The sequence below is a fragment of the Flavobacterium sp. genome, assembly GCF_043780635.1.
In the GTDB taxonomy this organism is placed as follows: Bacteria; Bacteroidota; Bacteroidia; order Flavobacteriales; family Flavobacteriaceae; genus Flavobacterium.
Window position 1 is genome coordinate 1 of record NZ_JAYWCK010000038.1, and the last position, 12,262, is coordinate 12,262.

Here is a 12,262-nt window from a genome sequence, read left to right on the forward strand (position 1 = left end):
AAGCTTAATTGTTTTATTCTGATTTTTTTATTTCGGTTCGTGGACCAATTCCGTTATTGTTAAATGCTTCAATTTGGAAAAAATAAGCTTCTGATTTATTCAATCCATTGAAGTAATATTCATTTTTTCCGTACACCATTATCGAACCGTACATTTTGTCTGGCGATTTGCCAAAATAAATGACATAACCATCCGCTAAAGGTTCTTGCTGCCACTTGAACCAAACATTGCGGCGCTCCCCTTCTTTTGTTGGCTCAGTGCGTAAAGGAACAAAATTATTCACGATTCCGGGAGAATTTCCATCTCCTTTTCCGAAAATTCTAAAACCACACAATGCAAATTTGCCCGTTGGCATTTGAATATTTTCTATTTTCAAATAACGTGCCCGAATCGGGTTTTTGAGTTCAATGTAATCGTGCGGAACATCTTTGGTGTTTTTGCTTTTGTCTACAAGGATTTTCCAGTTTTTAGCATCATCAGAATAATACAAAATATATTTATGACCAGTCGTTGTTGCTGGTTTTCCCATCAATTCCACATCCTGATCGGCATAATTGATTTGAATGGCATTAATAGTGCTTTTTTCGCCTAAATCAGAAATTAGATATTCTCCTTTATTCGCCGATTTTGCAGACCAATAGGTTTTTATATCTTCATTAACAGCATAATTAGGTTGAAAACCACCGAGAGTTGAAGAAACCTGAACCGGTTTATTATAATTCAGTAACATCCAACCCGAGAAATTTCCATTCAAATGGTTTTTCTTTTCAGAAGGTAAAAAAGTGGGATAATCCCCGTAAGCAGTATTCGAATAGAGTATTCCATCTTTGTCAAAACCTGCTGGCCAAATACCCAAACGGCGTTCGAAATTGTTTTTGGTACATATTGAAATACTTGAAACATGCCAATAATCTTGATTCGCATCCTGATAAGTTGCACCATGCCCTGCTCCTCTTGCAAAACCTCCCGGCTTATACGAAAAAGGATTGTGAGATTGATATTCGAAAGGGCCAAGTGGATTTTTACTTACATAAACGCCATCGCCATAACCGCTAAATTCAGTTCCAGGACCGCCATATTGAAGGTAATATTTACCATTATTTTTGGTCATAAAAGCACCTTCCATAAAAGGCTGAAGAAAAGTATTGTCATTGTTTTCGCCAAAACGTTCCCATCCGTGTTCTTCATCATTCAACGCAATTAATGGAAATATTTCTCCTTCAGGTTGAAAGGTCTTACGATTCAATTTCACACCATACAACGGATAAAAATTACTGGAACCATAGTATTCATAAACTTCATCTTTCTCTTTGTCCCAAAAAATTTGAGGATCCCAAGCTCCAGCTTCTGATTTGTGAACAAGTTCTTTCCAATCGTCTTTTGATGGATTTTGGCTCATCCAAATGGGAAATTCCTTCCCCTGAGTTGAACCTACCACTAGCAAAGTGTCATTTACGAAAGACACCGATGGAGCGCACAATTCATCATAAACTTTATGCTCTCGTCGAAGAAATTTTCGGGGAATAAATTGCCAGTCGAGCATATCTTTACTATGCCAATATCCCCATTGATTTGTGGAAAACAAAAAATATTCGCCTTTAAAAAAAGTGATAACCGGATCAGCTGTCGCACGATGTTTCCCTTGGTTCACAAAATTAGGAATTGGACAATACCCATAATCTATATTGATAGGATTGCAATAGGTTTTTTGTTGGGCGAAAGCATTATTGCTTATCAATAAAACTACTACCATAGCCCTGATAGAAATGAAAAGCCAATTGTGTGAAAAATCTATTTTTTCTTGACGAAAAAAAGCGACCAAAGAAGCTCTTTTTTTGGCAATAGAAAAAAAGATTTTTGCACAATTGCTTGTAATGAATAGCAGGACTTGGCTCATAAATATTAATTAATTGGCTCGAAACTAATTGCCGTTCCTCCTCCGGGTGCCAAATTCAATTTGATTTTTGATTTAGAAGTAACTTCTACTGTACTTATTTTGTAAGCAATTGGATTGTTTTTCCAATCGGCATCTTTTGCATCTTCATAAATGATTGCTTTGTACTTTTTACCTTTGGTAAGGAAGTCTAGTTTAATTTCAGATTTTCTGGCGTTTTCATCTGTTATCGCACCTAAAAACCAAGTTTCCTTTCCTTTGGTTTTTCTGGCAATGGTTAGATAATCTCCTGGCTCTGCTTCTAAGTATTTACTTTCGTCCCAATCTACAGCAACGTCTTTGATAAACTGAAAAGCATCTGGATATCTTTCGTAGTTTTCAGGTAAATCAGCAGCCATTTGCAAAGGGGAATACATCGTTACATATAAAGCCAATTGTTTTGCCAAAGTGGTATGAACTTGCTCCGTTCTAGTCTTGTCGTAATAACTTCTTTTTATTTCGAATATTCCTGGAGTGTAATCCATAGGTCCTCCCAGAAGTCTTGTAAATGGCAAAATGGTTTCGTGCATAGGTGGATTTCCATCACTCCAGCCGTTAAATTCATTACCTCGAGCAGCTTCTGCAGCGATATAATTTGGGTATGTTCTACTGTAGCCTGTTGGTCTTGAAGATTCGTGAGAATTAAGCATTAATTTATAATCTGCAAATCGTCTGGCTACAAAGTTAAAATGATTGACCATAGTTTGTCCGTCGTGAAATTCGCCACGTGGAATAATTTTGCCTACATAACCCGATTTTGCTGCTGGATAATTGTATTTTTTCATCAACTCAAGTGCGCGATCTAAATGTCGTTCATAATTGGCAACCGAACCCGAAGTTTCATGATGCATAATCATTTTCACGTTTTTTTCTTTGGCGTAAGCTGTAATTGCAGGTAAATCAAAATCTGGATATGGAGTTACAAAATCGAAAACTTCTTCTTTCCAGTTGCCACTCCAATCTTCCCAACCTACATTCCACCCTTCGACAAGCACACCATCGAAACCATTTTTTGCGGCAAAATCAATGTATCGTTTGGTGTTTTCAGTAGTTGCTCCATGCTTTCCTGTAGGTATTGGATTTCCTGCAAAGTTTGTCGCATTTTGTGTGCCTGCATAATCCCAGGTTGATTTTCCAATGTGCATTTCCCACCAGATTCCAACATATTTCATGGGTTTTATATACGACACATCGTCTAATTTACAAGGTTCATTTAGGTTCAAAATCATTTTAGAACTTACTATGTCTCTGGCATCGTTGCTCACCATAATTGTTCTCCAAGGAGATACGCAAGGTGTTTGTAAATAAGCCTTATCGCCAATGGCATTTGGTACTAAATGTGAATTTAATTTATAGTTTATTACATCCGCATCAAGGTGCATCACAGGATAATTAACCACCGCAGCTTCAAAAATATTAAGATACAAACCTGAAGGAGATTTCATCATCAATGGGGATTGTATTGTATATTTTCCTGCAATTGATTTTACACCAATACCATTATTTAAATTAATTTTTTGGGTGTTAATGTCTGAAAACAAGGTTTCATTATATACATATTCCTGACTGTCAAAATCACCTGGTATCCAGAAAACCTTGTTGTTTTCCGTTAAATTAAACTGGGAAACCTCATCAGAAATAATAAAATAGTTCAGGTCTTTTTGCTTTGGAAAATCATATCTAAAAGCAACTCCTTCGTTAAAAACCCGAAAAATAATATTCATTTTTAAGTGGGTTACTTTTTGAGTAAGAGAAATTATTAGTTCATTGTAATGATTTACAATATTAGCTTGTTCTCCTAAAACGGGTTTCCAAGACTCATTGAAACTGGAATTTTTGACGTTATCTATTTCAAAATTGGCGTCCAAAGCTGGTTTATCCTTTAGTTTTATTCCTAAAGTGCTTTCAAAAATAACAGGTTTGTTGTTGTAATTAACTGAATAAGAAGGTTGTCCATTAGTAGTTAATTTGAAATTTACGGAGATTTTGTTTGATGGAGATTGGATGTTTTGTGAATAATTGGTATTTATTCCAAAAACCAGAAAAAGAAAGAGTAAATGTTTCATTGTGATTAATTATTTTGAATTGACGAATATAAAATATTATCTATAAATTCTCCTTGTATTAGAAAGAAAATATCTGGATCTCTTAATGTTATTTTTTTACAATTTTTACTCTAACAGTATCGTTAATTGTTTTCAATTCTAGAATATACAAACCGGATGGTAATCCTTTTGGTAAATATATTGTTTCGATTAAATTATTCATTTTAGTTGCAATTATTAGTTTTCCTGATACATCAAGAATTCTAATATTGGCATCTGCAATTTCTTTAACTGAAACTGTAATTTTTTCGACGAAAGGATTTGGATATACAGTTATTTTATCATTTTTATTGGATAAATCATCTAATGATAATGCTTGCAAATCCAATGGCCAGTTATAGGATGAAAACCAATTAATGCCAAGATTTTCAGACAAGGAAGCTAACCCGAATAACATTGTAGAATAATCTATAGCTTGAATGTAGTATGCTCTTGCTGCTGTATCAATACGTTTATATCGCCATAAAACTTTTTTTGAAGTATTACTTGGAAGACTATATATTGAAGGACCATTACCGTTATTATAAAGACTTAATAAGTCTGATTTTGTGTTTGAATATATCGGACTAAATCCTGCAATGATATGAGGCGATACAATTTTATTGGGATTATCATTAATCTTGTCAGCAGAATATCCACCACCCGGAATCTCTCCTGCTCCAAGTCCCCACTCATAACTATTAGGCGCACCATCGTTTATTGCAAATAGTTTATCGGCATTTAACCAATTATTAAAGTAAGACATATATTTTGTGTCATTTTTAAAAAAATTGACAAAATAATAACAAAATTGAGGAATAAAACAAGACAAATATCCACCATCCGAAAGGGTTATATAACCAGCATAATTTGGCCTTGATATTGGAGCTGTTGTTGGATTAGCAAAATAGGTATTCCAAAATGTTTGAGATTTAGCATAACCCGGGTTCGAAGAATTTGTATTTTTGGCTAACCAAGCCACTAGCATATATTCGTTAAAAGGAATCGTAAATGCACTTCCATTATTGCCTGACTGATCTAAAATCATTGCAATCTGCGAAGAATATATTGCTTTTGTATAATCCATAGAACTAAGCAAAATATTTACATTTGATACAATTGTTGAGTTACTGGAAAAATAGTTTTTGCACATTTGCAATCCCATAGCAAAAATTGCATTATCAACCGTACTATATTCATAAGGCCAACTACCATCTTGGCTTCCAGTGTCCCATCTAAAATAGCGAGGAAACATTCCTGCTCCATTAATTTTACCATTATTTTTAAAATCAATAAATGTTTGTGTGGTAGCGATTACTTGATTTGCTGTGGCTTCCCAATTAACCGCATCTCCAGTTTTTAAGTACATAGCATCCGCAATGCACAAAGACATCAGTCCAATACCATTAGCAGCAATGGCAGCTGGTTTTGCTCCAGCGCCATAAAGGGCCAAAGCATCAAGATAAACCCCATTTGATTTTCTTATATCCTTATACAGTTTATAACTGTTTTGGAAAAGTTCATCAACAAAAGTGAATGCATTAGGATTATTGTTGATAATAATATCATCAAAATAGATATTTATGTCCGCACCTAATCCTACTGGATCAATAACATCTGGCATAAAACTAATTTTAGTATAATTTCCAGTTAAACTACTGAAATCAAACACAAGGTCTTCCCATTGATTCACTTTTGTTTGTGGATTTATACTGGCCATTTCAAGGATTCCTCCAAGTCCATCTTCTACTTTAAACTTGACAGTTGTTATTCTTGTTTTATAAACTTTAACGTGTATGTATTTATTTGATGTTAAGTCAATTGTTTTTGTTGACCAAAAACCTGTGTCAGGTATTCCATCTTTATCCCGCAATAATTTACACACCTTATTACTGGTGTTAATTCCTGTTTTAAATGGGTTACTAATCACTGTTAAAGTGCTAAGATCTGAAGCACCTCCATTTAAAACATTCATCGTAATTGATGTTCCTTCATAATTTTCAATAACCTGGGAATAGGCAACCTGCACAAAAATCATCGAGAAATAAAGAATAATTGTACCGATAGTATTTTTTGAATTTATCATTTTTATATAGTTTGATGATTTCATAAAAAAGAATAAATTTAAATAATTTATTTATTATTCCTTTTTAACAACCAAATAATAGTTGATGTCTTGAACAAAAAAACAATTAAAGTTACTATTTAATAGATAAAATTAAATACTAATCAGATAATTATTTCTATGAAAAACAGCTTAAAAATCACTAAATAAAGAGAATATTAATTCTACAATGGAACAATAAATCTCTCTATTTAGAAATACATTTTAAAAAACCCTCCAGCATTTTTACTGGAGGGTAATTATTAAATAAACTAACCAAAATTTATTTAACCAATTCAAAACTTGCTTTTCTGTCCGTATTAGAATTTTCACCCACAAAAACTTCAAAACTACCTTCTTCGGCCACGTTTTTCATGTCAATATTATAGAATTTTAAATCTTCTGATGAAATTTCAAATGAAACAGTTTTTGTTTCTCCCTTTTTTAAAGCGATTTTTTCAAATCCTTTTAGTTCTTTCACAGGTCTTGTAACAGAACCCACTAAATCCCAAATATAGAGTTGAACTATTTCCTGACCATCATAATTTCCGGCATTTTTAACATCTACACTAATTTTTAGTTTTTCACCAAACTTTATTTTATCACTTGACGTTTTCATGTTAGAATATTCAAAAGTGGTGTAACTCAATCCATATCCGAAAGGATATAATGGACTATTACCTACATCAGTATACTGTGATTTATATTTTTGCTCTGGATCAGAAAGTCCTAAATAGGGTCTTCCCGTATTTTTATGATTGTAATACAATGGCAGTTGACCCACATTTCTAGGGAATGACATAGGCAATTTACCATTTGGATTATTCGCTCCAAAAAGGGTTTGTGCAATAGCATCTCCACCTCTAGTTCCTGGCCACCAAGCTTCAAGAATAGCGTCCATATTTTCGTTTTCCCAGGTGAGGGTTAATGGTCTTCCGTTTAGCAATACCAAAACTATTGGTTTTCCTAATTTTTTTAATTCTGCTAAGAATTCCTTTTGCAAACCGGGTAAATCTATGTTGGTTTGAGAAGCTGCTTCGCCAGTCATATTTTCTTTTTCGCCCATAATAGCAACAATTACATCCGCATTTTTGGCATTTTCCAATGCTTTTTGCATCAAATCTCTTTTGTTACTTTTGATTTCGACACCCTGATCAAATGTTACATTTGAAACATTTTTCAAATAATTAGTCACTCCTTCTTTAACACTAGTAGCAAAACCGTTTCGGTCACCAAGTGCAGCCCAAGAACCAATAATATTATATTCATCGCTTACAAGCGGTCCTACAAAAGCAATTTTTTGGTTTGCTTTTAATGGTAAAACGTTATTATTGTTTTTTAACAAGACCAATGATTTTTTGGCAATACCTAAACTGGCTTCTAAAAATTCTGGCTTATATATCGTTTCTTTTTCGCGTTTTTCATCAGAATATCGATACGGATCTTCAAATAATCCCAAATCGTATTTGACGTCCAAAATTCTTTTGCAAGCATCATCGATTTGAATTAAAGTAACTTTGCCTTCGTCATAGGATTGTTTCAGATATTTCATATAAGTACCTCCAACCATATCCATATCCACGCCAGCATTCAGTGCTAATTCTCCAGCATTTTTATTGTCTGTAGCAAAACCATGAGCTACTAATTCGTTAATCCCCGTATAATCAGTTACTACAACTCCTTCAAATTTCCATTCTCCTTTTAAAACATCACGAATCAAAAATTTACTTCCTGTCGAAGGAACTCCAGAAATTTCATTGAAAGCCACCATAAAAGTCTTCACGCCCGCATCAACCGTAGCTTTAAAAGCTGGTAAATAAGTGTCCCGCAACACTCTTTCAGACATATCTACTGTATTATATTCTCTTCCAGCTTCAACAGCGCCATAAGCAGCAAAGTGTTTGGCACAAGCCAAAATAGTATTCGTTTTTGACAAATCATCTCCTTGAAACCCTTTTACGTTAGCGATTGCCATTTGTGTTCCAAGGTAACTATCTTCACCAGAACCTTCAGAAACCCTGCCCCATCTTGCATCACGAGCTATATCAACAACAGGTGCAAATGTCCAGTGTACGCCTCCAGAAGCAGCTTCGGTTGCGGCAATTCGAGCTGCCAATTCTACAGCTTTTGGATCCCAAGAAGAAGCCATTCCAAGATTTAACGGAAAAATGGTTTTGTATCCATGAATCACATCATGACCAAATAACAAAGGAATTTTTAACCTAGAATTCTCTAAATTAATACGTTGAATTTCTCTGGTTTGTTTAGCACCTGTGGCATTAAGAATAGATCCTACTTTTCCTTGCTGAATTCTAGTGATAAAATTTTCACCAGATTTTGGACCTGTAATGGTTCCATCGGAAGTAAATTGAACGGTTTGATAAATTTTTTCTTCAATTGTCATTTTCGACATCAAATCGGCAACAAACTCGGCTTTGGGCTTAATGATTATGGTTTTTTTATCTTTGCTTTTTTGGCTGTAGCCAATAAGTGAAAAGCTAATAAATAGTATAATTAGTTTAATTTTCATATTTAATAATTAATTTTAAAAGTTATGTTGGGTCGATGAAAAACCTAATTTTTTTAAACCAACCTTAACTTCTGGGGCTTGCATAAATAAATTCCAAATCAATCCTGTTCTATGATTCTCTATCATTGGAGCAATTGTTCCTTGATCGATCGCCAAATATCTTGGGGTAACCCAATTGTATTGTGGCGAAAAAGCATCATAAGGTCCTGCTACGCCAACTAAAGTGCTCTTTTTTTCATCATATAAAAAATGTAGAAATTTCATGCTTTCAACAGGTGTGTATGGAAATGAAGACAATGCAGCAGTTGGTGAAATCACTCCAGGATCATTATTAGGTTGATGCGCCGTATAACCAGTTGTACCATCAGAATTTCTGGTATAACTAGCTGTAAGTCCCCAACATTTATCTGAATAACCTGCCCATTGTTTAGGATTAGCCACACAATATTGATAGATGATTTTTGAATGATTTTGTGTCAACGTCCAATAATTAGCATATGCATCTATTAATCCACGAGGATCTAAACCCAAATAGGAATAATGGGCCCAAAACAAAGGACCAACATTTCCTGGCGCTCCATTATAATTTAAAACTACTGGAAAACCATATTGCGAACTTCCACTTACAATCCCTCCACTTCGCGCCCATCCTTGTTGATAAGCAGCGGCAGATATAGGATGTGTTGGTGAGGCTGCAGCTAAAACATAAGTAATCAAACACTCATTGTATCCTTCTAATTTAAAATTCATTTGCCAAGCATAATTAGGTGACCAATGCCAATATAAAGCGTTTTCGCCTTTTGTGTACCAATCCCATTCTACGCCTTTCCATAAATCATCCGCTTTAGTCGCCAATGCTTGTTCGGCTGCATTCCCGGTTTTAAAATATTCCCTGATAGTAAGTAAGCCTTGGCAAAGGAATGATGTTTCTACAAGATCACCGCCATTATCTATAGTCCCAAAAGGGATTACGTGACCTGTTTCCCCATTTATCCAATGGGACCACGCACCATGAAATCGATCTGCTTTTTCAAGAAAATTCAATGCAATTGCAAGTCTGGAAACCGCCTCTGCTCTTGGAATGAAGCCTCTTTCTACACCTACGACTATTGACATTAGTCCAAAACCAGAACCACCGGTAGTTACAATATAGGCATCAAAACCCGGATTATCCGGATGGTATCGTTCTCTGGCTAATTTTGAATTTGTTTCTGCATATTCCCAAAAATATTTTATGGCGTCTTTTTGCACTTGATCCATCGCTTGAACATCCGTAAGTGGAGTTGGTGTTGGTGTCGGTGTAGGCGTCGGAGTTGGTGTTGGAGCATCGCTACTACTGCTGCAACTTAGGATTGAAAACAAAAATACAAAAGCATAAAATTTAAAAGTTTTCATCTATTTTTTTTAATAAAACTTTTGCCAAAGCAAATGCTTTGGCAAGTTTCGTGTTTAATTATTTTTTCTTGGTGTACAATTCATTAATTTCTGCAACGGTAAGTGCTTTTCCATACATTCTGAATTGGTCTAAATCACCTGTCCAGGAATTCATCCAGCCCTCAGCAGGATTTCCTGCACCACCAATTCTAAAACCTAAAACATTTGAATCTTTTAGTTTTATATTACCGTGATTTGTCCATGTTTTTGTGGCAAATGCAACACCATCTTTATATAGTGTCATTCCCGATGTCGCACCATCATATACAAAGGCTAAATGATGCCATTGACCGTCATATACCCCAGGGATTTTATCGGTGTTCAACCATTCAAACCATTTATCCCCTGGTTGCTCGTCAATAAAAAACTTAATTGTTGGAGAATCAACAGATCCTTCGAATAAACAAAACATATTGGCTTTGGCCCAATTATCGGCTAATACGCTAAAAGCAAATTCTGTTTGCGTTGGAGAGCCATGTTTTGACCAAAAAGCAATGGTAAAACTCGCGGAATTTGCCACAAAATCATTTGGTTTTGAATAGGAAACAAACAATTTAGGTTTTCCTCCTTTTAGTCCTTTTCCAGAAATTCCTGCGGTTGATTCTAATGGGTTATTTGTTGGGAACTTGGCGCGAATACTATCAACTGCATTCATTAATGAATTGGTAGTCGTGCCATCAAAAGCTACATAGAACTTTAAAGGACCTCCTGGGGCATTGGCGTCTTTTGGATAATCACCCAGTTCAGGTCTATCCATATTTTGACATCCAATAAATACTAATGAAATAAATGCTATTCCAAAAGCTTTTTTTATAAATGATTTATTAATTTTCATTTTATTTAGTATTGAATTGTTATTAATAATTTGGATTTTGTTTTAAAACTCCACCAGATTGATCAATGGCTGTTTGTGGAATTGGATAATACATGTGTTTGGCTTGATATCCTTTTCCACCAAGAACTGTTGCTGCATCACCCCATCGAACGAGATCATAAAATCGTTCGCCCTCTAATGCAAATTCGATTCTTCTTTCTTTTTTAATGTAGTCTCTCATAGCAGATTGTCCGCCAGATCTTACAGGTAAAATACTATTGTTTGCTCCCCTAGCTCTTTTTCGAACTACTTCTAAATAAGTTGCAGCCAGACCTGAATTTCCATCTTCATTGGCCGCTTCTGCCGCCATTAACAATACATCGGCATATCTCATAAGTTTTGGGTTCTCCCAATAATTTTTATTTACCCCAAAATTTTTCCTTTCATCAGGAAGTGTATACGCTTTCTTGTTCCAATACAATTGAGCCAAAGGTGGACTAGCAGGAAGTATATTTCCTAATCCATCACTTTGTCCTGAATAAAGAATAGTTGCAGCTTTTCTTGGGTCACTAAATTCGTAGGAATTAATTAAAGGTGGTGTAGGCACATTAAAACCCCATCCTAAATCCCAAGTTCCTGAACCTCGAACCCCTTGTGACTCAAAATAATTATTAGTGTAATAGGTTGTTCCTATAACTAAAAACTGGACTTCAAAAACAGTCTCTGTTGAATTGTTGCCCGCTTCTGTAAACAAAGTTTCATAAGAATCCATCAATTTATATTGTCCTGATTTGATTACTTCTTCACTTTTTTCCAGCGATTTTTTCCATTCTCCTTGATACAAATACAATTTTGCCAAAAGGCTATTGGCAAACCCTTTTGTGGCTCTTCCTGGGTATGATGGCCAGCTTAATGGTAAATATTTAGCAGCAAATTCTAGATCGCTTATGATTTGGGCATCCACTTCGGCTACAGTGTTTTTTGCTTTAACACCATCACTAGGGTTAACAACTTTATTCAAAATAATGGGAACTTCTCCATAATCACGACGCAAATCAAAATAGGCAAATGCTCTTATGGCTTTAGCCTCGGCTTCATTAATAATACTGCCTTGGTCTGTTGCTCCCGAGGTTTCTACAGTAACAACTAAATCATTGCAGGCAAATATCAAGCTGTAATGACCGTTCCAGTTCGAAGCAAACTCGGTTGGTGAATATTGAAAATTGTCCATTACATTTCCTAATGTGGCAGCATCAGTGGGAGTACTTCCTTTTGCAGCATCATCAGATCGAATACTTTGAAACCAATAGCGATTCCAGTCTGTAACACCTTCTTGTGTGCGTAATTTTCCATACAATCCAAA

At 35.1% G+C, this 12,262-nt stretch carries 7 protein-coding genes; all 7 read right to left on the bottom strand.

Features of this window, described 5'->3' with window-relative positions:
• Positions 1 to 13 precede the first annotated feature (13 nt).
• Positions 14 to 1,753, bottom strand: coding sequence for a family 43 glycosylhydrolase (locus ACH2BV_RS03550; protein WP_395049350.1), 1,740 nt, complete (start codon positions 1,751 to 1,753; stop codon positions 14 to 16).
• A gap of 149 nt (positions 1,754 to 1,902) precedes the next feature.
• The gene (locus ACH2BV_RS03555; protein WP_395049344.1) at positions 1,903 to 3,999 is read right to left on the bottom strand and encodes a glycoside hydrolase family 97 protein; all 2,097 of its coding nucleotides are present in this window, start codon (positions 3,997 to 3,999) and stop codon (positions 1,903 to 1,905) included.
• Positions 4,000 to 4,087: 88 nt separating this feature from the next.
• Positions 4,088 to 6,103 (bottom strand): T9SS type A sorting domain-containing protein, encoded by a 2,016-nt coding sequence (locus ACH2BV_RS03560; protein WP_395049345.1) that lies wholly within the window; start codon positions 6,101 to 6,103, stop codon positions 4,088 to 4,090.
• A gap of 301 nt (positions 6,104 to 6,404) precedes the next feature.
• The gene (gene bglX / locus ACH2BV_RS03565; protein ID WP_395049346.1) at positions 6,405 to 8,651 is read right to left on the bottom strand and encodes a beta-glucosidase BglX; all 2,247 of its coding nucleotides are present in this window, start codon (positions 8,649 to 8,651) and stop codon (positions 6,405 to 6,407) included.
• Positions 8,652 to 8,666: 15 nt separating this feature from the next.
• On the bottom strand, positions 8,667 to 10,046 hold the full coding sequence (locus ACH2BV_RS03570; RefSeq protein ID WP_395049347.1) for a glucoamylase family protein: 1,380 nt from the start codon (positions 10,044 to 10,046) through the stop codon (positions 8,667 to 8,669).
• Between the two features lie 58 nt (positions 10,047 to 10,104).
• Entirely contained in the window at positions 10,105 to 10,920 is an 816-nt protein-coding gene (locus ACH2BV_RS03575) for a LamG domain-containing protein (RefSeq protein WP_395049348.1), read from the bottom strand.
• A 22-nt stretch (positions 10,921 to 10,942) separates the two neighbouring features.
• Positions 10,943 to 12,262 (bottom strand): RagB/SusD family nutrient uptake outer membrane protein (locus ACH2BV_RS03580; RefSeq protein ID WP_395049349.1); only part of this gene is annotated, 1,320 nt, incomplete at its 5' end.